Annotated in this window: 19 protein-coding genes; 18 read left to right on the top strand and 1 reads right to left on the bottom strand. The window is 60.2% G+C overall.

The genetic code is table 11. The annotated features are described in order from the left end of the window. Positions 1-252: 252 nt before the first annotated feature. From mraZ to lpxC, 16 genes are all read left to right on the top strand, one after another. Positions 253-708 carry a division/cell wall cluster transcriptional repressor MraZ gene (gene mraZ / locus CS390_RS20090; RefSeq protein ID WP_065758906.1) on the top strand — a complete coding sequence of 152 codons (456 nt, stop codon included), beginning with the start codon at positions 253-255 and terminating at the stop codon, positions 706-708. Further along, positions 705-1,652: a 16S rRNA (cytosine(1402)-N(4))-methyltransferase RsmH gene (gene rsmH / locus CS390_RS20085; RefSeq protein WP_065758907.1), complete on the top strand. Its 948-nt coding sequence runs from the start codon at positions 705-707 to the stop codon at positions 1,650-1,652. The genes mraZ and rsmH overlap by 4 nt, the downstream gene beginning before the upstream one ends. Continuing rightward, on the top strand, positions 1,649-1,942 hold the full coding sequence (ftsL, locus tag CS390_RS20080) for a cell division protein FtsL (RefSeq protein ID WP_099775725.1): 294 nt from the start codon (positions 1,649-1,651) through the stop codon (positions 1,940-1,942). The genes rsmH and ftsL overlap by 4 nt, the downstream gene beginning before the upstream one ends. Next, complete coding sequence (locus tag CS390_RS20075; RefSeq protein ID WP_177442449.1) at positions 1,942-3,675, top strand: penicillin-binding protein 2; 1,734 nt, start codon at positions 1,942-1,944, stop codon at positions 3,673-3,675. Before ftsL ends, CS390_RS20075 begins: the two co-directional genes overlap by 1 nt. Then, entirely contained in the window at positions 3,675-5,138 is a 1,464-nt protein-coding gene (locus tag CS390_RS20070) for a UDP-N-acetylmuramoyl-L-alanyl-D-glutamate--2,6-diaminopimelate ligase (RefSeq protein ID WP_065758910.1), read from the top strand. Before CS390_RS20075 ends, CS390_RS20070 begins: the two co-directional genes overlap by 1 nt. After that, entirely contained in the window at positions 5,131-6,498 is a 1,368-nt protein-coding gene (murF, locus tag CS390_RS20065; protein WP_099775723.1) for a UDP-N-acetylmuramoyl-tripeptide--D-alanyl-D-alanine ligase, read from the top strand. Before CS390_RS20070 ends, murF begins: the two co-directional genes overlap by 8 nt. Continuing rightward, positions 6,498-7,580, top strand: a complete 1,083-nt coding sequence (gene mraY, locus CS390_RS20060) for a phospho-N-acetylmuramoyl-pentapeptide-transferase (protein ID WP_065758912.1) — start codon at positions 6,498-6,500, stop codon at positions 7,578-7,580. The genes murF and mraY overlap by 1 nt, the downstream gene beginning before the upstream one ends. 6 nt (positions 7,581-7,586) lie before the next feature. After that, positions 7,587-8,933, top strand: a complete 1,347-nt coding sequence (murD, locus tag CS390_RS20055) for a UDP-N-acetylmuramoyl-L-alanine--D-glutamate ligase (protein ID WP_099775722.1) — start codon at positions 7,587-7,589, stop codon at positions 8,931-8,933. Then, a complete protein-coding gene (ftsW, locus tag CS390_RS20050) occupies positions 8,930-10,144 on the top strand; it encodes a putative lipid II flippase FtsW (protein ID WP_099775721.1) in 1,215 nt (404 codons plus the stop codon). The genes murD and ftsW overlap by 4 nt, the downstream gene beginning before the upstream one ends. After that, positions 10,134-11,213 (top strand): undecaprenyldiphospho-muramoylpentapeptide beta-N-acetylglucosaminyltransferase, encoded by a 1,080-nt coding sequence (gene murG, locus CS390_RS20045; RefSeq protein WP_099775720.1) that lies wholly within the window; start codon positions 10,134-10,136, stop codon positions 11,211-11,213. Before ftsW ends, murG begins: the two co-directional genes overlap by 11 nt. Next, positions 11,206-12,660, top strand: coding sequence for a UDP-N-acetylmuramate--L-alanine ligase (murC, locus tag CS390_RS20040; protein WP_099775719.1), 1,455 nt, complete (start codon positions 11,206-11,208; stop codon positions 12,658-12,660). The genes murG and murC overlap by 8 nt, the downstream gene beginning before the upstream one ends. Then, on the top strand, positions 12,657-13,616 hold the full coding sequence (locus CS390_RS20035) for a D-alanine--D-alanine ligase (protein ID WP_099775718.1): 960 nt from the start codon (positions 12,657-12,659) through the stop codon (positions 13,614-13,616). Before murC ends, CS390_RS20035 begins: the two co-directional genes overlap by 4 nt. Before the next feature lie 4 nt (positions 13,617-13,620). Continuing rightward, positions 13,621-14,487, top strand: coding sequence for a cell division protein FtsQ/DivIB (locus tag CS390_RS20030; protein WP_065758918.1), 867 nt, complete (start codon positions 13,621-13,623; stop codon positions 14,485-14,487). 14 nt (positions 14,488-14,501) lie between these two features. Beyond that, positions 14,502-15,755 carry a cell division protein FtsA gene (gene ftsA / locus CS390_RS20025; protein WP_065758919.1) on the top strand — a complete coding sequence of 418 codons (1,254 nt, stop codon included), beginning with the start codon at positions 14,502-14,504 and terminating at the stop codon, positions 15,753-15,755. A 57-nt stretch (positions 15,756-15,812) separates the two neighbouring features. Further along, complete coding sequence (ftsZ, locus tag CS390_RS20020; protein ID WP_065758920.1) at positions 15,813-17,003, top strand: cell division protein FtsZ; 1,191 nt, start codon at positions 15,813-15,815, stop codon at positions 17,001-17,003. A gap of 112 nt (positions 17,004-17,115) precedes the next feature. Continuing rightward, positions 17,116-18,027: a UDP-3-O-acyl-N-acetylglucosamine deacetylase gene (lpxC, locus tag CS390_RS20015; RefSeq protein WP_065758921.1), complete on the top strand. Its 912-nt coding sequence runs from the start codon at positions 17,116-17,118 to the stop codon at positions 18,025-18,027. Positions 18,028-18,091: 64 nt separating this feature from the next. On the opposite strand, the gene CS390_RS20010 is transcribed toward lpxC, so the two are convergent. Next, entirely contained in the window at positions 18,092-18,559 is a 468-nt protein-coding gene (locus CS390_RS20010; protein ID WP_099775717.1) for a DUF721 domain-containing protein, read from the bottom strand. A 287-nt stretch (positions 18,560-18,846) separates the two neighbouring features. Between CS390_RS20010 and secA the strand changes: the two genes are divergently transcribed. Together secA and argJ are read left to right on the top strand one after the other, a co-directional pair. Next, positions 18,847-21,582 (top strand): preprotein translocase subunit SecA, encoded by a 2,736-nt coding sequence (gene secA / locus CS390_RS20005; RefSeq protein WP_099775716.1) that lies wholly within the window; start codon positions 18,847-18,849, stop codon positions 21,580-21,582. Positions 21,583-21,709: 127 nt separating this feature from the next. Then, positions 21,710-22,927, top strand: a complete 1,218-nt coding sequence (argJ, locus tag CS390_RS20000) for a bifunctional glutamate N-acetyltransferase/amino-acid acetyltransferase ArgJ (RefSeq protein WP_099775715.1) — start codon at positions 21,710-21,712, stop codon at positions 22,925-22,927. Positions 22,928-22,955: the final 28 nt, after the last annotated feature.

Below are 22,955 nucleotides of genomic sequence, written 5' to 3'. Positions count from 1 at the left end.
TCTTACTCTTGAGAAACTACTTTAAGTTCGCACTCCATCCGTTTGAGTGAGCTCGCAATTTATCGTCAAAAATCCCTCCGATAAGTCTCTTCATTATCCAATGTTGCGCTAAATCTCCGATCTGTAAGGGTTTTCCCTATAAGGGTGCCTTGACGGTGTGGTGGGCGGATTCCTATAGTGTGCGCAAGTGGCAGAAAGTGGCATGAAGTGGGTTTTCAGGCACAAAAAACAAACAATTAGGGAAGCGCAGCCGTGTTCCGCGGAGCAAACGCTATCAACCTCGACGCCAAGGGCCGTCTCGCAATGCCGAGCCGGTACCGTGACGAGCTTGATTCGCGCAGTTCCGGGCAATTGATCGTGACAATTGATGCCGTTGACCCCTGTTTGTGTGTCTACCCGCTTGATGAATGGGAAATTATTGAAGCCAAGTTGCGTGCCTTGCCGTCATTGCGTGAAGAGAACCGTCGCCTGCAGCGTTTGCTGATCGGCAATGCGGTTGATCTGGAGCTTGATGGCAGTGGGCGCTTCCTGGTGCCTCCGCGTTTGCGTGAGTACGCCAAGCTCGACAAGCGCGCAATGCTTGTGGGGCAACTGAACAAATTCCAATTGTGGGACGAGGATGCCTGGAATGCTGTTGCTGCAGCAGACCTGGCGGCCATTCAACAACCGGGCGCCATGCCTGATGAACTACGTGATTTGATCCTGTGACTATAGATAGCGGCTTTAACCACATCACCGTGCTGCTTGACGAAGCCGTCGAGGCTCTCGCCATACGCGCCGATGGCTGCTACCTGGACGGCACGTTCGGTCGTGGCGGTCACAGCCGTTTGATCCTTCGGCATTTGGGGCCGCAAGGGCGACTGCTCGGCTTCGATAAAGATCCTCAAGCGATTGCAACCGGGCAAGCGCTGGCGGCCGAAGACGGCCGCTTTGTTATTGTGCAGCGCAGTTTTGCCGAGCTGGGTGCAGAGGTTTCCGCGCGCGGCCTGGCCGGCAAGGTCAGTGGCGTGCTGCTTGATCTGGGCGTTTCCTCGCCTCAGCTGGATGATCCCGAGCGCGGTTTCAGCTTTTTGAACGATGGCCCTCTGGATATGCGCATGGACCCTTCGCGGGGTATCAGTGCGGCAGAATTCATTGCTACGGCGCCCGAAGAGGAAATTGCCCGGGTATTCAAGGAGTACGGCGAGGAGCGTTTCGCCAAGCGGATGGCTCGTGCCGTGGTCGAGCGTCGTCAGGTGCAGCCGTTTACCCGTACGGCAGACCTCGCCGAAGTGCTCAAGGTAGCCAATCCGGCATGGGAGAAGGGCAAGAACCCGGCAACCCGTGCATTCCAGGGGCTGCGCATTCACGTCAATAACGAGCTGGGTGATCTTGAGGCTGGCCTGGAGGCTGCGCTCGAGATGCTGGAGATCGGCGGTCGTCTGGTGGTGATCAGCTTCCACTCCCTGGAAGACCGGATCGTCAAACTGTTCATGCGCAAACTGGTCAAGGGTGAGGCCGATAACCTGCCGCGCAACCTGCCTGTACAGCACAAGCCTTTCGAGCCGAAGATCAAGGTGCACGGCAAGGCGCAGTTCGCCTCCGACGCTGAGCTCAAGGCTAACCCGCGTTCGCGTAGCGCGGTCATGCGGGTTGCGGAGAAGCTGCGGTGAGCAAGCTTTTTGCCAAGCCTCTACCAGGCGGAAGCTTCCTGATGCTGCTGCTGTTCATTGGCGTGCTCATTTCGGCGATCGCCGTGTCCTACAGCGCGCACTGGAATCGTCAACTGCTTAACACCCTCTATGGCGAATTGAACGAGCGCGACAAGGCGCAGGCCGAGTGGGGGCGTTTGATCCTTGAACAAAGTACCTGGACCGCCCACAGCCGGATCGAGAGCCTGGCTAGCGAGCAGTTGAAAATGCGTATTCCTGGCGCCGATGAAGTAAGGATGGTGGTGCCATGATGAAGCTTGAGGGCGCGCTTTATCCGTGGCGGTTTCGCGTGGTGCTTGCGCTGCTGGCCGTGATGGTCGGTGCCATTGCCTGGCGAATTGTCGATTTGCAGGTGGTCGACCGTGACTTCCTCAAGGGGCAGGGCGATGCGCGCAGCCTGCGCCATATTCCCATTCCTGCACACCGTGGGTTGATTACCGACCGCAACGGCGAACCGCTGGCGGTCAGTACGCCGGTTACCACGCTGTGGGCCAACCCGAAGGAGATGCAAGCGGGCAAGGACCGTTGGCCGGTGTTGGCGGCTGCCCTCAAGCAGGACCCCAATCAGTTGAGCCAGCGTCTTGAGGCGCAGGCCAACAAAGAGTTCATTTATCTGGTGCGCGGCCTGACCCCAGAGCAAGGACAGGTTGTGCTCGACCTGAAAATACCGGGCGTCTACGGCATCGAGGAGTTCAGGCGGTTCTATCCGGCCGGTGACGTAACTGCGCACATGGTTGGTTTCACCGACCTTGATGATCACGGTCGGGAAGGTGTGGAACTGGCCTACGATGACTGGCTGGCCGGGGTCCCGGGAAAACGTCAGGTGATCAAGGATCGGCGTGGCCGACTTATCAAGGACATCCAGGTAACCAAGAACGCCAAGGCAGGGAAGACCTTGGCGTTGTCCATTGACCTGCGTCTGCAGTACCTGGCTACCCGCGAGCTGCGCAATGCGATTGCCGAGCAGGAAGCCAAGGCCGGTAGCCTGGTGATCATGGACGTGAAGACTGGCGAAGTCCTGGCAATGGTCAACCAGCCAACCTACAACCCGAACAACCGTCGCAGCATGTTCCCCGCTGCGATGCGTAACCGGGCCATCATCGATGTGTTCGAGCCAGGCTCCACCGTCAAGCCATTGTCGATGAGTGCGGCGCTGCAAAGCGGACGCTGGAAGCCGACCGACAAGGTCGAGGTGTATCCCGGTACCTTGCAGCTGGGCCGTTACACCATTCGTGACGTTTCCAAGACCGAAGGCCCGATCCTCGATCTGACGGGCATCCTGATCAACTCCAGTAACGTCGGCATGAGCAAGATCGCCTTCGATATTGGCGGCGAGGCGATCTATCGCGTCATGGCTCAATTGGGCCTGGGCCAGTACACCGGCCTGGGGTTCCCGGGCGAGCGCGTCGGTAACTTGCCGAACCACCGTGAGTGGCGCAAGGCCGAGACCGCCACGCTGTCTTATGGCTATGGTTTGTCGGTTACCGCGTTGCAGTTGGTGCACGCGTATGCGGCATTGGCCAACGACGGCAAGATGGTGCCGTTGAGCATTCTCAAGACCGACAAGGCACCTGAAGAAACCCAGGTAGTGCCGAAGGAAACCGCAGAAACCATTCAAGGCATGCTGCAGCAAGTGATCGAAGCGCCGCGTGGGGTGTTCCGTGCGCAGGTGCCGTTCTATCACGTCGGCGGCAAGAGCGGTACGGCCCGTAAGGCCACCATTGGTTCCAAAGGTTATACCGAGAACGCCTACCGATCCCTGTTCGCCGGCTTCGGGCCCATGAGTGATCCGCGTTACGCCATCGTGGTGGTCATCGACGAGCCGAGCAAAGGTGGTTACTTCGGTGGCCTGGTTTCTGCGCCGGTGTTCAGCAAGGTCATGTCGGGCACCCTGCGTTTGATGAACGTTCCGCCGGACAACCTGCCGGCACCTATTCCACCGCAGCAGGTCAATGCTGCGCCCGCCAAAGGAGGGCGCGGATAATGACAATGCCATTGAGTAAGCTGTTCGCCCAAGCCTCGCGCGATCCATTGATTCGCGAGCTGACGCTCGACAGTCGTAACGTGCGTCCTGGCGATCTGTTCCTGGCGGTGCCGGGGACGCGTGTGGACGGGCGCGAGCACATTGCCGATGCGCTGGCGCGCGGTGCCGCGGCTGTTGCCTATGAGGCTGACGGCGCCAGCGTGTTGCCGCTCACGGATGTGCCGTTGATTCCGGTCAAGGGCCTGGCTGCCCAGTTGTCGGACATCGCCGGGCGTTTCTATGGCGAGCCCAGCCGTCTGCTGGACCTGGTGGGTGTCACTGGAACCAATGGCAAGACCAGTGTGACTCAGTTGGTGGCTCAGGCGTTGGACCGTCTTGGCCAGCACTGCGGTCTGATCGGTACCTTGGGCACCGGGTTTTATGGTGCTTTGCAAAGTGGCCGCCTGACGACGCCTGACCCTATTGCGGTACAGGCCACGCTCAACGATCTGAAAAACCAGGGCGCCCGTGCGGTGGCCATGGAAGTGTCCTCTCACGCGTTGGATCAAGGCCGGGTCGCAGCCCTTGCGTTCGATATTGCTGTGATGACCAATTTGTCGCGTGATCATCTGGATTACCACGGCAGCATGCAGGACTACGAGGCTGCCAAGGCACGCCTGTTTGCCTGGCCGAACCTGCGGTGCCGGGTGGTCAACCTGGACGACGACTTTGGTCGCCGCCTCGCTGCCGAATCCAGTGATGCGCGTCTTATCAGCTACAGCTTGATCGATGCCGAGGCCTCGCTTTATTGCCGCGAAGCTCACTTCGATGATGATGGCGTGCGCGCCGTGATCGTGACGGCTCAGGGCGAACGTACCCTGCGTAGCCGCCTGCTTGGGCGCTTCAATCTGAGCAATATGCTGGCTGCGGTCGGCACATTGCTGGCGCTGGATTACCCGCTGGATGAAATTCTCAAGGTCACCCCCGAGCTGGATGGGCCGGTTGGGCGCATGCAGCGCCTGGGTGGCGGCAAGCGGCCTTTGGTGGTGGTCGATTACGCACATACCCCGGACGCCTTGGAAAAGGTACTTGAAGCTCTGCGCCCGCACGCCAAGGGGCAGTTGTTGTGCCTGTTCGGGTGCGGTGGTGACCGTGATCGCGGCAAACGACCGCTGATGGCGCAGGTTGCCGAGCGTCTGGCTGATCGTGTGCTGGTCACTGACGACAACCCGCGCAGTGAAGATCCGCAGCAGATTTTTGCGGACATTCGTGCAGGCTTCGATGACGTGACAGCCGTCGAATTCGTTGCCGGGCGCGGTGAAGCCATCGCCCAACTGATCGCCAGTGTGGCGGCCGATGATGTCGTCGTCCTGGCCGGCAAAGGGCACGAAGATTATCAAGAGATCAATGGCCAGCGGCATGCGTTCTCCGATCTGGTTGAAGCCGAGCGCGCGTTGAGCGCCTGGGAGGTTACTCATGCTTAAGCCACTGTCGCTCAGCGAGTTGACCGTAGCATTGCAGGCACGTGTGCATGGCAGTGATGCCACGTTCAATGGCGTCAGTATCGACAGCCGTGCAATTACCCCGGGGCAGTTGTTCGTGGCGCTGACCGGGCCGCGTTTCGATGGGCACGACTACCTGAACGATGTTGCAGCCAAGGGTGCTGTGGCGGCGTTGGTCGAGCGTGAAGTGCCAGGTACTGGTTTGCCACAGCTGATCGTGGCCGACAGTCGTCTGGCACTGGGCCAACTGGGTGCGCTGAACCGTGCCCGGTTCGACAAGCCTGTCGCGGCGATTACCGGCTCTAGCGGTAAAACCACGGTTAAAGAGATGCTCGCCAGTATCCTGCGCACCCGTGGGCCGGTGTTGGCCACCCGTGGCAATCTGAACAACGACCTTGGCGCGCCATTGACGCTGCTGGAGTTGGCATCGGAGCACACTGCGGCGGTTATTGAGCTGGGTGCTTCGCGCATCGGCGAAATCGCCTACACCGTTGGCCTGACCCGACCGCATGTCGCCTTGATCAACAATGCCGGTACGGCTCATGTCGGCGAATTTGGCGGTCCGGAAAAGATTGTTGAAGCCAAAGGTGAAATCCTTGAGGGCCTGGATCAGGATGGCGTGGCTATCCTCAACCTTGATGACAAGGCGTTCGCTACCTGGAAGCAACGTGCAGGCGATCGCCGTGTGATCAGTTTTGCGCTGAACAATGCTGCCGCTGATTTCCATGCCACTGCGCTTGATCGCGATGTGCGCGGTTGCCCCGCATTCGACTTGCGTAGCCCTCTGGGTTCGGCGCGGGTGCAGTTGAACCTGCTCGGCACGCACAACGTCAGCAATGCCTTGGCTGCCGCCGCTGCCGCCTATGCCTTTGGTCTGACACTTGAAGGTATTGTTGCCGGTCTGAATGCCGTGCAGCCCGTCAAGGGCCGCACCGTGGTACAGATGGCTGCAAATGGCGTTCGGGTGATCGATGACACTTACAACGCAAACCCCACCTCCATGTGTGCTGCCGTTGATATACTCGCCGGCTTTTCCGGGCGCACTGTTCTGGTGCTCGGGGATATTGGCGAACTGGGCCAGTGGGCCGAGGAAGGGCATCGGCAGGTGGGCGACTACGCCAAAGACAAGGTTTCGGCACTCTATGCCGTAGGGCCAATGATGGCTCACGCTGTTAAGGCGTTTGGCATCAATGCCCGCCACTTCGCTACTCAAGCCGACCTGATCGAAGCCGTTCGTGGCGAGCAGGCTGGCAATACCACCATTTTGATCAAGGGTTCGCGCAGCGCTGCGATGGAAAACGTCGTGGCGGCCTTGTGCGGTTCCAGCGGGGAGAAACATTAATGCTGCTGCTGTTGGCCGAGTATCTGCAACAGTTCTACAAAGGCTTCGCGGTCTTTCAGTACCTGACCCTGCGCGGGATTCTGGGTGTGCTGACGGCGTTGTCGCTGGCCCTGTGCCTGGGGCCCTGGATGATCCGCACGCTGCAGATTCGCCAGATCGGTCAGGCGGTGCGTAATGACGGCCCGCAATCGCACTTGTCCAAGTCCGGTACCCCGACCATGGGTGGTGCCTTGATCCTGTCGGCCATTGCCATCAGTACGCTGCTTTGGGCCGACCTGAGCAACCGTTATGTGTGGGTCGTGCTCATCGTCACGCTGCTGTTTGGCGCCATTGGTTGGGTTGACGACTACCGCAAGGTGATTGAAAAGAATTCGCGTGGCCTGCCGAGCCGCTGGAAGTATTTCTGGCAATCGGTGTTCGGCCTGGGCGCTGCGATCTTCCTGTACATGACGGCACCGACCAGCGTCGAGACCACGCTGATCGTACCAATGCTCAAGGATGTCACCATTCCGTTGGGCATTGGCTTCGTGGTGCTGACCTATTTCGTGATCGTCGGTTCGAGTAACGCGGTCAACCTGACCGATGGCCTCGATGGCCTGGCCATTCTGCCCACGGTGATGGTTGGCGGCGCCTTGGGTATCTTCTGCTACCTGTCGGGTAACGTGAAGTTTGCTGAATACCTGCTGATTCCTTATGTACCGGGCTCTGGCGAGCTGATCGTGTTCTGTGGCGCCTTGATCGGTGCGGGCCTGGGTTTCCTCTGGTTCAACACCTATCCGGCTCAGGTCTTCATGGGTGATGTCGGCGCGCTGGCACTGGGTGCTGCACTGGGCACCATTGCCGTGATCGTCCGCCAGGAGATCGTGTTGTTCATCATGGGCGGCATTTTCGTCATGGAGACCCTGTCGGTGGTCATCCAGGTGGCGTCCTTTAAATTGACCGGTCGTCGTGTGTTCCGCATGGCGCCTATCCACCACCACTTTGAACTCAAGGGTTGGCCCGAGCCGCGTGTGATCGTCCGTTTCTGGATTATCACCGTGATTCTGGTGCTGATTGGCCTTGCCACCCTGAAACTGAGGTAGACACGCGTGTCCCTGATCGCTTCTGACCACTTCCGCATTGTTGTCGGCCTCGGCAAGAGCGGCATGTCCCTGGTTCGCTTCCTGGCGAGCCGGGGCGTTGCGTTTGCGGTCGCCGATACGCGCGAGAACCCGCCGGAGCTGGCAACGCTGCGGCGCGACTACCCACAGGTGGAAGTACGTTGCGGCGAACTGGATGTGGACTTTCTGTGCCGCGCTGACGAACTGTATGTCAGCCCGGGCCTGGCGCTGGCGACACCTGCATTGCAACAGGCGGCTGCCCGTGGCGTGAAACTGTCGGGTGATATCGAACTGTTTGCCCGCAATGCCAAGGCACCCATTGTCGCGATCAGCGGCTCCAATGCCAAAAGCACGGTGACCACCCTGGTCGGGGAGATGGCTGCGTCAGCCGGCAAGCGTGTTGCGGTGGGTGGCAACCTGGGTACCCCCGCCCTGGACCTGTTGAGCGATGACGTTGAACTGTATGTCCTGGAGCTTTCCAGCTTTCAGCTGGAAACCACGGATCAGCTCAACGCCGAAGTGGCGACCGTGCTGAACATCAGTGAAGACCACATGGACCGTTACAGCGGCCTGCCGGCGTATCACCTGGCCAAGCACCGGATCTTCCGCGGCGCGCGTCAGGTTGTGGTCAACCGCCAGGATGCCCTGAGCCGTCCCCTGCTGACCGATGGCCAGACCTGCTGGACCTTCGGTTTGAATGCCCCGGATTTCAAGGCGTTCGGTTTGCGTGAGGAGAATGGCGAGAAGTACCTGGCCTTCGAATTCCAGAACCTGATGCCGGTGCGTGAGCTGAAGGTTCGCGGCGCTCACAATCAGTCCAATGCCCTTGCCGCGCTGGCGCTGGGCCATGCTGTTGGCCTGCCGTTCGATGCCATGCTGAGCAGCCTGCGCAGTTTTACCGGCCTTGCACACCGTTGCCAGTGGCTGCGTGAGCGTGACGGGGTGAACTGGTACGACGACTCCAAGGCGACCAACGTCGGTGCAGCCTTGGCCGCTATCGAAGGCCTGGGCGCCGATATCGACGGCAAGCTGGTGCTGGTGGCTGGCGGTGATGGCAAGGGTGCAGATTTCAGCGCCCTGCGTGCTCCGGTGGCAGCCCATTGTCGCGCTGTGGTGCTGCTGGGTCGCGATGCCGAATTGCTGGCCCAGGCCTTGGGCGACAGCGTGCCGCTGATTCGTGTGAAGACCCTGGACGAAGCCGTCCAGCAATGCGCAGCGCTGGCCCGTCCGGGTGATGCCGTGTTGCTGTCACCCGCCTGCGCCAGCCTCGACATGTTCAAGAACTTTGAAGAGCGTGGGCGTCTGTTCGCTCACGCGGTGGAGGGGCTTTCATGATCTTTGGCGTCATCAAGCCCTACCCATCGCCGTTGATTACCGGGCGAGGTATCGACCTCGACTTCCCGTTGCTTGCCGGTTGCCTGGCCTTGCTGGGCCTGGGGCTGGTGATGATCACCTCGGCTTCCTCTGAAGTGGCGGCGGCGCAATCGGGTACACCGCTGTACCACATGTTCCGTCACCTGGTTTACGTACTGCTGGGCTTGGGCGCTGGCGTAGTGACCATAATGGTGCCGATTGCCACCTGGCAACGCATGGGCTTCCTGATGCTGGTGGGTGCCTTTGGCCTGTTGGTGTTGGTGCTGGTGCCAGGCATTGGCCGGGAAGTGAACGGTTCGATGCGCTGGATCGGCTTCAGCTTCTTCAACGTGCAGCCGTCGGAAATTGCCAAGGTTTTCGTGGTGATCTACCTCGCCGGCTATCTGGTACGACGGCAGACAGAGGTACGCGAAAGCTGGATGGGCTTTTTCAAGCCATTCATCGTTTTGCTGCCGATGGCCGGCCTGTTGCTGATGGAGCCTGACTTCGGTGCCACCGTCGTGATGATGGGGGCGGCTGCAGCGATGCTGTTCCTCGGCGGTGTTGGGTTGTTCCGCTTCAGTCTGATGGTGGTGCTGGCGGTCGGAGCCGTGTTTGTTCTGGTACAGGCCCAGCCCTACCGGATGGCGCGTTTGATTACTTTTACCGACCCGTGGTCCGATCAGTTCGGTTCGGGATACCAACTGACGCAGGCACTGATTGCGTTCGGTCGTGGCGAGTGGTTTGGTGTCGGCTTGGGCAACAGCGTACAGAAGCAGTTCTACCTGCCTGAAGCGCACACCGACTTCGTGTTTTCGGTGCTGGCTGAAGAACTGGGCGTCGTTGGCTCGCTGGCGACCGTTGCCTTGTTCCTGTTTGTTACGGTGCGGTCGCTGTACATCGGTCTGTGGGCCGAGAAGGCCAAGCAGTTCTTTGCCGCGTACATGGCGTTCGGCCTGGCCTTCCTGTGGATCGGTCAATTCTTGATCAATATCGGGGTGAACGTCGGCCTGCTGCCGACCAAGGGCCTGACGTTGCCGTTCCTCAGTTACGGTGGCAGTTCCCTGGTGATCTGCTGTGCCTGTGTGGGGTTGCTGCTGCGAATCGAGTGGGAGAGTCGAACCCACCTGGGCAGTGAAGAGCACGAATTCGATGAAAGCGATTTTGCCGAGGAGCCGAATCATGGCCGCTAATGGCAAGAACGTCTTGATCATGGCAGGCGGCACCGGGGGCCACGTGTTCCCGGCGCTGGCCTGTGCCCGTGAGTTCCAGGCACGCGGTTACACCGTACATTGGCTGGGAACGCCGCGAGGCATTGAAAACGAACTGGTTCCTCAGGCTGGGCTGCAGCTGCACCTGATCAATGTCAGTGGCCTGCGTGGCAAGAGCAAGCTGTCGCTGCTCAAGGCGCCGTTCACGGTGCTCAAGGCTGTGTTGCAGGCGCGCCAGGTGATTCGTCGGCTCAAGCCCGTATGCGTATTGGGTTTCGGCGGCTATGTCACCGGCCCGGGCGGCGTTGCGGCGAAGCTCTGTGGCGTGCCACTGGTGATTCACGAACAGAACGCCCGTGCGGGGACGGCCAATCGTTTGCTGGTACCGCTTTCTGCGCGTGTCTGCGAAGCGTTCCCGGACACCTTCGCCGCTTCGGAAAAACGTCGTACCACCGGCAATCCGGTACGCAGCGAGTTGTTCCTGGAGCCTGTGCGCGAACCGCTGGCCGGTCGCCGTCCGCACCTCTTGATCCTCGGCGGCAGCCTGGGTGCCGAGCCGTTGAACAAATTGTTGCCCCAGGCATTGGCGCTGGTTGCGGAACCAATCCGCCCGAAAGTGTTCCATCAGGCCGGGAAACAGCATGATCAGATCACTGCCGAGCGCTATCGCGAAGCGGGGGTCGAGGCTCAGGTAGAGCCCTTTATCAAGGACATGGCCCAGGCCTATGGCTGGGCTGATCTGGTGGTGTGCCGTGCAGGTGCGTTGACGGTCAGTGAGCTGGCGGCAGCAGGACTGCCGTCGTTGCTGGTGCCATTGCCCCACGCAATCGACGACCACCAGACCCATAACGCCCATTATCTGGCTCGTGAAGGCGCCGCCTTCCTGATGCCACAAGCGACAACTGGCGCAGCGCAGCTCGCTGAACGCCTGAACGAGGTGCTGATGCAACCGGAAAAACTCAACACGATGGCCAGCACCGCACGGCGCTTGGCCAAGCCCGCTGCCACCCGCACCGTGGTCGATATCTGCCTGGAGGTGGCCCATGGTTGAGAATCGCAAAGCCATGCCTCAACCTGAAATGCGCCGTATCCGTCGTATCCATTTCGTCGGTATTGGCGGTGTGGGGATGTGCGGCATTGCCGAAGTGCTGTTGAACCTGGGTTATCAGGTCTCGGGTTCTGATCTCAAGGCTTCGCCGGTCACCGAGCGCCTGCTGTCGTTCGGCGCCGAGATCTTCATCGGCCACCGCGCCGAGAACGCTGCCAGCGCCGATGTGCTGGTGGTCTCCAGCGCGGTCAATACAGCCAACCCTGAAGTCGCTACGGCCCTGGAACGTCGTATTCCCGTGGTGCCGCGTGCCGAGATGCTCGCCGAGTTGATGCGCTACCGTCACGGTATTGCCGTTGCCGGCACCCACGGCAAGACCACCACGACCAGCCTGTTGGCCTCGGTGTTCGCCGCAGGTGGCCTGGACCCGACGTTTGTCATCGGTGGTCGTCTGAATGCAGCCGGTACCAATGCCCAGTTGGGCACCAGCCGCTACCTGATCGCCGAAGCCGATGAGAGCGACGCCAGCTTCCTGCACTTGCAGCCGCTGGTGGCTGTGGTCACCAACATTGATGCCGACCATATGGCGACCTATGAGGGTGACTTCAACAAACTGAAGAAAACCTTTGTCGAGTTCCTGCACAACCTGCCGTTTTATGGCTTGGCAGTGGTATGCCTGGACGACCCGGTGGTACGTGAGATTCTGCCGCTGATCAAACGCCCGACCCTCACTTACGGCGTCAGCGAAGAAGCTGACGTACGGGCAATCAATATTCGCCAGTCGGGCATGCAGACGCACTTCACCGTGCTGCGTCGTGACCGCGAGCCGCTGGATGTCTCGGTGAACATGCCGGGTAACCATAACGTGCTCAACGCCTTGGCAACCATCGCCATCGCGACCGATGAAGGCATCACCGACGAGGCCATCGTCCAGGGGCTTTCGGGCTTCCAGGGTGTTGGTCGACGCTTCCAGGTCTATGGCGAGCTGCCAGTGGACGGCGGCAGCGTGATGCTGGTGGACGACTACGGCCATCACCCGACCGAAGTGGCTGCCGTGATCAAGGCCGTGCGCGGTGGTTGGCCGGAGCGCCGTCTGGTGATGGTGTACCAGCCGCACCGTTATAGCCGCACCCGCGACCTCTACGACGACTTCGTGCAGGTACTGGCCGATGCCAACGTGCTGCTGTTGATGGAGGTTTATCCCGCTGGAGAGGAGCCGATCCCCGGCGCCGACAGCCGTCAGCTTTGCCACAGCATTCGCCAGCGCGGCCAACTCGACCCGATCTACATCGAGCGCGGCATCGAACTGGCGCCGCTGGTCAAACCTCTGCTGCGTGCCGGCGACATCCTGCTGTGCCAAGGGGCAGGTGATATCGGTGGCCTGGCCCCACAATTGCTGAAGAGCCCGTTGTTCGCGAGTGCTGCAGCCAGCGAAGGGAAATCGAAATGACTGTTAACGACTATTCGAAACTGCATTCACACATCGCACCGAAGGATTTCGGTCGGGTTGCCGTGCTCTATGGCGGCAAGAGCGCTGAGCGTGAGGTCTCGCTCAAGTCGGGTGCCGCGGTCATTGACGCGCTGCAGTCTGCTGGCGTCGACGTGGTTGCCATTGACGTTGGTGACGATCTGCTCAGCCGTCTGCAGAACGAAAAGATCGACCGCGCGTTCATCATTCTCCATGGCCGCGGCGGTGAAGATGGCAGCATGCAAGGCCTGTTGGAGTGCCTGGGCATTCCTTACACCGGCAGCGGCATTCTCGCGTCGGCCCTGGCCATGGACAAATTGCGGACCAAGCAGGTCTGGCAGAGCCTGGGTATTCCAACCCCGCGCCATGCCGTGCTGGCCAGCGAAGCCGACTGTGTTGCCGCGGCGTCGGCCCTGGGCTTCCCGCTGATCGTCAAGCCTGCCCATGAGGGTTCGAGCATCGGCATGGCCAAGGTGCACAGCCGTGACGAGCTCATCGTGGCGTGGAAGGACGCTGCCCGTTATGACGCTCAAGTGCTGGTCGAGCAGTGGATTCAGGGGCCGGAATTCACCGTGGCCGTGTTGCGCGACAAGGTGCTGCCACCGATTGCCCTGGGTACGCCGCACTCGTTCTACGACTACGACGCCAAGTACCTGGCCAACGATACCCAGTACCGCATTCCCTGCGGCCTGGACAGCGCCAAGGAACAGGAACTGATCGACCTTACCGCACGTGCTTGCGAAGCCATCGGCATCGCAGGGTGGGGGCGGGTTGATGTGATGCAGGACGAGCAGGGCCGGTTCTGGCTGCTCGAAGTCAATACCGCACCAGGCATGACTGATCACAGCCTGGTCCCGATGGCGGCTCGCGCAGCCGGCCTGGACTTCCAGCAGTTGGTGCTGGCAATCCTGGCCGCTAGCGTTGAGGCGCGAGGTTAAGCCCATGCAAGGCGCGATGTTACGTCATCAGCAACCCGCCACCGGCCGCAAGCCGGTGCCGCGTGGTGCCAGCCGGATGGTGGCCAAGGAGCCACTGTCGGCGCGCCTGCCCAAGGCAAGGTTCAGTGTTTTCAAGCGTCTGCTGTGGCCGGTATTGCTGGTGGTCGCCGGTTTCGGTGCCTACGAGGGCGCGCAACGCCTGATGCCGTACGCCGATCGGCCGATTACCAAGATCGCCGTACAGGGTGACCTGAGTTATATCAGCCAGCAGGCGGTGCAGCAGCGAATCGCGCCTTATGTCGCGGCGAGCTTCTTTACCGTAGACCTGGCGAGCATGCGCGCCGAGCTGGAGCAAATGCCCTGGATCGCTCGCGCCGAAGTCCGTCGCGTCTGGCCGGATGAGGTCGTGATCCACCTGGAAGAGCAGTTGCCGATTGCGCGTTGGGGGGATGATGCCCTGCTCAACAACAAGGGCCAGGCCTTTGCCCCGCGCGAGCTGGCCAACTATGAGCACCTGCCGCAGCTGATCGGGCCGCAGCGGGCGCAGTTACAAGTGATGCAGCAGTATCAGATTTTGAACCAGATGTTGCGGCCCATGGGTTTCTCGATCGCTCGCCTGGAATTGCGTGAACGTGGCAGCTGGTTCCTGACCACGGGCGCTGGCAGTGCCGGTCCGGGTATCGAGCTGCTGCTGGGGCGCGACCACTTGGTGGAAAAAATGCGCCGTTTCATTGCCATTTACGACAAGACACTCAAAGAGCAGATCACCAACATCGCCCGCATTGATCTGCGATATGCCAACGGCCTGGCCGTCGGCTGGCGGGAACCGAATGCACCGACGACGGCCCAACCCGCCGTTGCGAAGAATTAGAGAGAGGCAGGACCATGGCAAATGCGCATAGCGGCAAAATGATCGTCGGGCTGGACATTGGCACCTCCAAGGTGGTGGCGCTGGTGGGCGAGGTCGCGGCTGACGGTACCCTGGAGATCGTCGGGATCGGTACGCATCCATCGCGCGGCCTCAAGAAGGGCGTAGTCGTGAACATCGAGTCGACCGTACAGTCGATTCAGCGCGCGGTTGAAGAGGCCCAACTGATGGCCGGTTGCCGCATTCACTCGGCATTCGTTGGCGTTGCCGGCAATCACATCCGTAGCCTGAACTCCCACGGTATCGTTGCCATTCGCGACCGTGAAGTCAGCGCCGCCGACCTTGAGCGCGTCCTGGACGCTGCCCAGGCCGTGGCCATCCCTGCCGATCAGCGCGTCCTGCACACCCTGCCGCAAGACTACGTGATCGATAACCAGGAAGGTGTGCGCGAGCCACTGGGTATGTCCGGCGTGCGTCTGGAAGCCAAGGTTCACGTGGTGACCTGCGCGGTCAATGCCGCCCAGAACATCGAGAAGTGTGTACGTCGCTGCGGCCTGGAAATCGACGACATCATTCTCGAACAACTGGCCTCGGCCTATTCGGTACTGACCGATGACGAGAAAGAGCTGGGCGTGTGCCTGGTGGACATCGGTGGTGGCACTACCGATATCGCCATCTTCACTGAAGGTGCTATCCGTCATACCGCAGTGATCCCGATTGCGGGCGACCAGGTGACCAACGACATCGCGATGGCCCTGCGTACCCCGACCCAGTACGCCGAAGAAATCAAGATTCGCTATGCCTGCGCCCTGGCCAAGCTCGCCGGTGCTGGGGAAACCATCAAGGTGCCGAGCGTGGGTGATCGTCCTCCGCGTGAACTGTCGCGTCAGGCGCTGGCTGAAGTGGTCGAGCCACGTTACGACGAACTGTTCACCCTGATTCAGGCCGAGCTGCGTCGTAGCGGTTACGAAGACCTGGTGCCCGCGGGCATCGTCCTGACCGGCGGTACCTCGAAGATGGAAGGCGCTGTAGAGCTGGCGGAAGAGATTTTCCACATGCCGGTACGCCTGGGTGTACCGCACAGCGTTCGCGGCCTCAGTGATGTGGTCCGCAACCCGATTTATTCCACCGGTGTGGGCCTGCTGACCTACGGGCTGCAAAAGCAGTCCGACGGCGTGACCCTGACCGGTATTAACAGCAACAGCTATGGCGATGAACCGAAGGCACCCGTGCTGGAACGCTTGAAGCGTTGGGTGCAGGGCAACTTTTAAAGTTTCAAAGCAGTAGTAGTAGGCGCAAAAAACTAGAGAACTGTAAGGAGAGGGAAAATGTTCGAGCTCGTAGACAACGTCCCGCAAAGTCCGGTCATTAAAGTGATCGGCGTCGGTGGCGGCGGTGGCAACGCCGTCAATCATATGGTCAAGAGCAACATCGAAGGCGTCGAGTTCATCTGCGCCAACACCGATGCTCAGGCGCTGAAAAACATCGGCGCGCGCACCATCCTGCAACTGGGTACTGGCGTGACCAAGGGCCTGGGTGCTGGTGCCAATCCTGAAGTCGGTCGTCAGGCGGCACTGGAAGACCGTGAGCGCATCGCTGAAGTACTGCAGGGCACCAACATGGTGTTCATTACCACGGGCATGGGTGGTGGTACCGGTACCGGTGCGGCGCCGATCATCGCTGAAGTGGCCAAGGAACTGGGCATCCTCACCGTTGCCGTGGTCACCCGGCCGTTCCCGTTCGAAGGCCGCAAGCGCATGCAGATTGCCGACGAAGGCATTCGCGCGTTGGCTGACAGCGTCGACTCGTTGATCACCATCCCCAACGAGAAACTGCTGACCATCCTGGGTAAAGACGCCAGCCTGCTGTCGGCGTTCGCCAAGGCCGATGACGTGCTGGCGGGGGCCGTTCGCGGTATCTCCGACATCATCAAGCGCCCAGGCATGATCAACGTCGACTTCGCCGACGTGCGCACCGTGATGAGCGAAATGGGTATGGCGATGATGGGTACTGGCTGCGCCAGCGGCCCGAACCGTGCTCGCGAAGCCACGGAAGCGGCCATCCGCAACCCGCTGCTCGAAGACGTCAACCTGCAGGGCGCCCGTGGCATCCTGGTGAACATCACCGCAGGTCCTGACCTGTCGCTGGGTGAATACTCCGATGTGGGTAGCATCATCGAGGCGTTCGCGTCCGATCACGCCATGGTCAAGGTCGGTACCGTTATCGATCCGGACATGCGTGACGAGCTGCACGTTACCGTAGTGGCTACCGGCCTGGGTGCGAAAATCGAGAAGCCGGTCAAGGTTATCGACAACACCATGCAGACCGCGTCCGTGCAGACCCCTGCACCTGCGCCAGTACGCGCCGAGCAACCATCGGTGAACTACCGTGATCTGGAGCGCCCGACTGTAATGCGCAACCAGGCTCATGCCGGTGCTGCAGCGGCTGCTAAACTCAACCCACAAGACGATCTGGATTACCTGGACATCCCGGCATTCCTGCGTCGTCAGGCTGATTAATGAAATTTATCAGGGGTATAAGGGTGATTGGTGTTCAGCAAAGGCCGGGTCTGCTATTATCCCCAGCCTTTGTTGATACCAGTTCGCAATTTGCGCTGAAGCGGCCAATGCCATGATTAGACAACGCACCCTGAAGAATATTATCCGTGCCACAGGTGTCGGCCTGCACTCCGGGGAAAAGGTTTACCTGACCCTCAAACCCGCCCCTGTGGATACCGGCATCGTATTTTGCCGCGCCGACCTCGACCCCGTGGTGCAGATTCCTGCCCGCGCGGAAAATGTTGGCGAGACCACTATGTCGACGACGCTGGTCAACGGCGATACCAAGGTAGATACGGTAGAGCATCTGCTCTCGGCCATGGCTGGCCTGGGCATCGATAACGCCTACGTCGAGCTCTCCGCGTCCGAAGTGCCGATCATGGACGGTAGCGCTGGGCCCTTTGTATTCCTGATTCAATCTGCCGGCCTGGAAGAACAGGACGCAGCCAAGAAGTTCATCCGCATCCTGCGCGAAGTGACAGTGGAAGACGGCGACAAGCGCGCTACTTTCCTGCCATTCGACGGGTTCAAGGTGAGTTTCGAGATCGATTTCGATCACCCGGTGTTCCGCAACCGTACCCAAAGCGCCAGCGTGGACTTTTCCAGCACCTCGTTCGTGAAGGAAGTCAGCCGCGCCCGTACCTTCGGGTTCATGAGCGACATCGAGTACCTGCGCAAGCATAACCTCGCACTCGGCGGCAGCGTGGAAAACGCCATCGTTGTCGACAAGGAAGGCGTGTTGAACGAAGACGGTCTTCGCTACGAAGACGAGTTCGTCAAACACAAGATCCTCGACGCCATCGGTGATCTCTACCTGCTGGGCAACAGCCTGATTGGCGAGTTCCGTGGCTTTAAGTCCGGGCACGCGCTGAACAACCAGCTGCTGCGCAAGCTGATTGAGGAAAAAGATGCTTGGGAAGTGGTGACTTTCGAAGATGCCAGTACGGCGCCGATCTCTTACATGCGTCCGGTTGCGGCAGTGTAAGTACGAACACTCTCTTCTTTAGTTTTTGGGGCCACCTTCGGGTGGCCTTTTTTATGCGTGTCGTTCAGTCGTGCGCGGGATTTTTGTCCTTGGCGTGACTGGCCAGGCGCTCCAGCGCAGCGCGCAGTTTTGGATCACTGATGCCCTCGGCTGTCGCCTGAATGTTTTCGGCGGCCCGGTTGGAGATATCGAGCGGGTGCCCGTGGGCTTTGGGTGCGGTGGTGGGGGGCTGCACCTTGAACAGGATTCGGTTCAGGTTGTAGAACGCTTCCAGGCTCTGTAGCTGGCGTTGCAAGCGTTTTTGTTGATACCGCAGGCGGGTCGCCCAATGACCGTCAGTGACGATCAGCAGCAGTGTCCCTTCGCGCCAGGAGGCGACGTGGCAATGCTCGCGTGCTGCGGGTTGCAACTGGCTTTCCACCAGGCGCTGCAAGTGTGCCAGGCGTTGTGCCTGGTTGAGCAGAGCCTTCAGAGGCCGCGCCTCGCGCAGCAAAATGGCTGGCGCGCGTGCAGTCAGGGGGCGAAAAGCCATGGTTGGTTACCTGAGGTTACAGAGCCCATAGCTTACCAGATCGCCCTGCGCTGACCGCGTCAGAGGTGCTGTAAATGCAGTCTTGTCGCAGTTATGGGTTGAAACTGACGAAAAAGCCCTTATTTTAGGAAAGCCCCGTCAAAGCGCTGTGCCAGCACTGTGGAAAACAACGCCACTTTCCTCTCCATCGTTTCCGGGTAGAATGCTCGTTCGCATGCGGCCATAAGGGCTGCACGGGCGACTCACGGGGCCGCCCTCCATCCCTACGTGTGGAAGATCCTGCCGATATGTTTGCGCCTTTGTTAAAGAAACTTTTTGGAAGCAAGAATGAGCGTGAAGTCAAACGCATGCTCAAGACGGTACAGATCGTCAATGCCTTCGAAGAGCAGATGGTGGCCCTTTCGGATGAGCAACTACGCGGCAAGACCGCCGAGTTCAAAGAGCGCCTGGCCAAAGGCGAGACCCTGGACAATCTGCTGCCTGAAGCCTTCGCGGTCGCTCGCGAGGCCGGTAAGCGGGTCATGGGGATGCGTCACTTCGACGTGCAGTTGATCGGTGGCATGACCTTGCACGAAGGCATGATCGCAGAAATGCGTACCGGTGAAGGCAAGACCTTGGTCGCAACCCTGGGCGTCTACCTCAACGCATTGTCTGGCAAGGGCGTGCACGTGGTCACGGTCAACGACTACCTGGCCCGTCGCGATGCCAACTGGATGCGCCCGCTGTATGAGTTCCTCGGTCTGACCGTCGGTGTGGTTACACCGTTTCAGCCGCCGGAAGAGAAGCGTGCGGCCTATGCTGCCGATATCACCTACGGCACCAACAACGAATTCGGTTTCGACTACCTGCGCGACAACATGGCGTTCAGCATGGAAGAGAAATTCCAGCGTGAGCTGAATTTCGCCGTGATCGACGAAGTCGACTCCATCCTGATCGACGAAGCGCGTACCCCACTGATCATCTCCGGTCAGGCGGAAGACAGCTCCAAGCTGTACATCGAGATCAACAAGCTGATCCCGCGCCTCAAGCAGCACATCGAGGAAGTCGAAGGCCAGGTCACCCAGGCCGGTCACTTCAGCATCGACGAGAAGAGCCGTCAGGTCGAGCTCAACGAAGCCGGTCACCAGTACATCGAAGAGATGCTCTCCCAGGTCGGCCTGCTGGCCGAGGGCGAAAGCCTTTACTCGGCCCACAACCTGGGCCTGCTGACCCACGTTTATGCCGGCCTGCGCGCGCACAAGCTGTTCCATCGCAACGTCGAGTACATCGTCCAAGACGGCCAGGTCCTGCTGATTGACGAGCACACCGGTCGTACCATGCCGGGCCGACGCCTGTCCGAAGGCCTGCACCAGGCGATCGAAGCGAAGGAAAACCTGAATATTCAGGCCGAGAGCCAGACCCTGGCGTCGACCACCTTCCAGAACTACTTCCGTCTGTACACCAAGCTGTCCGGCATGACCGGTACTGCTGATACCGAGGCGTTCGAGTTCGCGCAGATCTATAACCTGAACGTTATGGTCATTCCGCCGAACAAGCCGCTGGCCCGTAAGGACTTCAACGACCTGGTCTACCTGACGGCAGAAGAGAAGTACGCTGCCATCATCGCGGACATCAAGGAAAGCCTGGCCCAGGGCCGTCCTGTACTGGTAGGTACCGCGACGATTGAAACCTCTGAGCACATGTCCAACCTGCTCAAGAAGGAAGGCATCGACCACAAGGTCCTCAACGCCAAGTACCACGAGAAGGAAGCCGAGATCATTGCGCAGGCCGGTCGTCCGGGCGCGCTGACCATCGCTACCAACATGGCGGGTCGTGGTACCGACATTCTCCTGGGCGGTAACTGGGAAGTTGAAGTGGCGGCCATGGAGAACCCGAGCCCTGAGCAGGTCGCACAGATCAAGGCCGACTGGCAGAAGCGTCACCAGCAGGTGATCGAGTCTGGTGGTCTGCACGTGATTGCGTCCGAGCGCCACGAATCGCGTCGTATCGACAACCAGTTGCGCGGCCGTTCCGGTCGTCAGGGTGACCCGGGTTCCAGCCGTTTCTACCTGTCGCTGGAAGACAGCCTGATGCGCATCTTCGCCTCTGACCGGGTGAAGAATTTCATGAAAGCGCTGGGTATGCAGTCCGGTGAGGCGATCGAGCACCGCATGGTGACCAACGCCATCGAAAAAGCACAACGCAAGGTTGAAGGGCGCAACTTCGATATTCGTAAGCAATTGCTCGAATTCGACGACGTGGCCAACGAGCAGCGTAAGGTGATCTACCACATGCGCAACAGCCTGCTGGCTGCTGACAACATTGGTGACACCATCGCTGACTTCCGTCAGGAAGTACTGGATGCCACCGTCAGCCAGCACATTCCGCCGCAGTCGCTGCCCGAGCAGTGGGACGTGGCTGGTCTGGAAGCAGCTCTGGCCAGCGATTTCGGGGTCAAGCTGCCGATTCAGAAGTGGCTCGACGAAGACGATCACCTGTACGAAGAAACCCTGCGCGAGCGCCTGCTGAACGAGCTGCTGGCGGCGTATAACGAGAAGGAAGAGCAGGCCAGCGCCGATGCCCTGCGCACCTTCGAGAAGCAGATTCTGCTGCGCGTTCTGGATGACCTGTGGAAAGACCACCTGTCGACCATGGACCACTTGCGTCATGGCATCCACCTGCGTGGTTATGCACAGAAGAACCCGAAGCAGGAGTACAAGCGCGAGTCGTTCAACCTGTTCCAGGAGCTGCTTGACTCGATCAAGCGCGATACCATCCGCGTGCTCTCGCACGTTCAGGTTCGCCGCGAAGACCCGATCGAAGAAGAGGCGCGTCTGCGCCGCGAAGCCGAGGAATTGGCCCAGCGCATGCAATTCCAGCATGATGCTGCGCCCGGTCTGGAGCAGAATGACGAGCAGGAAGAAGGCGCTGAAGTTGCTGTTGCCGCTGCGCCGGTGCGCAACGAACAGAAGCTGGGGCGTAACGAACTGTGCTGGTGTGGTTCGGGCAAGAAGTTCAAGCATTGCCACGGCCAGATCAACTGACGATCCCGCCCAGGTAACACGCTGACATTTGAACACCGCGCCGCGACAGGCTTCCTGCCTTCGCGGCGTTGTTCCATCTCAAGCGCCGCGGCAACGAGCTCGGCGTATTTTTTTTAGGAGCGCTTTCATGGCTGTTGGTCTTGGTCCTTTGCCAACGTTGCACCCGGTCCCAGGTTTTGAACTCGGCATCGCCTCGGCGGGCATCAAGCGCCCAGGGCGCAAGGATGTCGTGGTCATGCGCTGTGCCGAAGGCTCCAGCGTGGCAGGTGTGTTCACCCTGAACGCCTTCTGTGCGGCACCTGTAATCCTCGCCAAGCAGCGTGTACAGGGCACCGTACGTTACCTGCTGACGAACACTGGCAATGCCAACGCTGGTACCGGTGCACAGGGCCTGGCGGCTGCTGAGCGCGCTTGCGCCAAGCTGGCCGAGCTGGCTGGCGTTGATGCCAGTGCGGTGTTGCCGTTCTCCACCGGCGTCATCGGCGAGCCGCTGCCGGTCGAAAAGATTGAAGGCGCTCTGCAAGCCGCGCTGGACGACCTGTCGGAAAACAACTGGGCAAACGCCGCGACCGGCATCATGACCACCGACACCCTGCCCAAGGGCGCGAGCCGTCAATTCCAGCACGATGGCGTCACGGTCACCGTGACCGGCATCAGCAAGGGCGCGGGCATGATTCGCCCGAACATGGCGACCATGCTGGGCTACATCGCCACCGATGCCAAGGTTGCACCGCACGTGCTCAAGGACCTGCTGCTGGACGGCGCGAACAAGTCGTTCAACCGCATTACTATCGATGGCGATACCTCGACCAACGATTGCTGCATGCTCATTGCGACCGGCAAGGCCGCAGTACCTGAAGTCACCGAAGCCAGCGGCCCGCTGTTCGCGGCGTTGAAGCAGGCAGTGTTCGAGGTATGCATGGAGGTGGCACAGGCTATCGTTCGCGATGGTGAAGGTGCGACCAAGTTCGTGACCGTTGAAGTCAACGGCGGTGGCAATCATCAGGAATGCCTGGACGTTGCTTACGCAGTGGCCCACTCGCCGCTGATCAAGACCGCGCTGTTCGCCTCCGACCCGAACTGGGGCCGTATTCTGGCGGCAGTAGGCCGTGCGGGTGTGCCGAACCTGGATGTGAGCCTGATCGACGTCTACCTGGGTAGCGTCTGCATCGCCAGCAAAGGCGGTCGCAGTGCCAGCTATACCGAAGAGCAGGGCGCCGCTGTCATGGCGCAGGAAGAAATCACCATTCGCATCGAGTTGGGCCGTGGCCAGTGCAGCGAGGTCATCTGGACCACTGACCTGTCCCATGAGTATGTGAAGATCAACGCCGAATACCGGAGCTGATCGACTCGTTGACCAGGCCGGCTCCAGC

The sequence above is a fragment of the Pseudomonas sp. HLS-6 genome (genome assembly GCF_002753995.1).
Taxonomy (GTDB): Bacteria; Pseudomonadota; Gammaproteobacteria; order Pseudomonadales; family Pseudomonadaceae; genus Aquipseudomonas; species Aquipseudomonas defluvii.
The sequence above is the reverse complement of the archived record's forward strand: the minus strand, read 5'-3'. Positions and strand labels throughout refer to the sequence as shown.

Coding starts and splice junctions, on each gene's coding strand:
- CS390_RS20035 (WP_099775718.1), top strand. CDS start 12,657: ATGACTGTTAACGACTATTCGAAACTGCATTCACACATCGCACCGAAG.
- murC (WP_099775719.1), top strand. CDS start 11,206: ATGGTTGAGAATCGCAAAGCCATGCCTCAACCTGAAATGCGCCGTATC.
- CS390_RS20030 (WP_065758918.1), top strand. CDS start 13,621: ATGCAAGGCGCGATGTTACGTCATCAGCAACCCGCCACCGGCCGCAAG.
- ftsZ (WP_065758920.1), top strand. CDS start 15,813: ATGTTCGAGCTCGTAGACAACGTCCCGCAAAGTCCGGTCATTAAAGTG.
- secA (WP_099775716.1), top strand. CDS start 18,847: ATGTTTGCGCCTTTGTTAAAGAAACTTTTTGGAAGCAAGAATGAGCGT.
- CS390_RS20010 (WP_099775717.1), bottom strand. CDS start 18,559: ATGGCTTTTCGCCCCCTGACTGCACGCGCGCCAGCCATTTTGCTGCGC.
- ftsW (WP_099775721.1), top strand. CDS start 8,930: ATGATCTTTGGCGTCATCAAGCCCTACCCATCGCCGTTGATTACCGGG.
- murF (WP_099775723.1), top strand. CDS start 5,131: ATGCTTAAGCCACTGTCGCTCAGCGAGTTGACCGTAGCATTGCAGGCA.
- lpxC (WP_065758921.1), top strand. CDS start 17,116: ATGATTAGACAACGCACCCTGAAGAATATTATCCGTGCCACAGGTGTC.
- CS390_RS20070 (WP_065758910.1), top strand. CDS start 3,675: ATGACAATGCCATTGAGTAAGCTGTTCGCCCAAGCCTCGCGCGATCCA.
- CS390_RS20075 (WP_177442449.1), top strand. CDS start 1,942: ATGAAGCTTGAGGGCGCGCTTTATCCGTGGCGGTTTCGCGTGGTGCTT.
- murG (WP_099775720.1), top strand. CDS start 10,134: ATGGCCGCTAATGGCAAGAACGTCTTGATCATGGCAGGCGGCACCGGG.
- ftsA (WP_065758919.1), top strand. CDS start 14,502: ATGGCAAATGCGCATAGCGGCAAAATGATCGTCGGGCTGGACATTGGC.
- mraY (WP_065758912.1), top strand. CDS start 6,498: ATGCTGCTGCTGTTGGCCGAGTATCTGCAACAGTTCTACAAAGGCTTC.
- argJ (WP_099775715.1), top strand. CDS start 21,710: ATGGCTGTTGGTCTTGGTCCTTTGCCAACGTTGCACCCGGTCCCAGGT.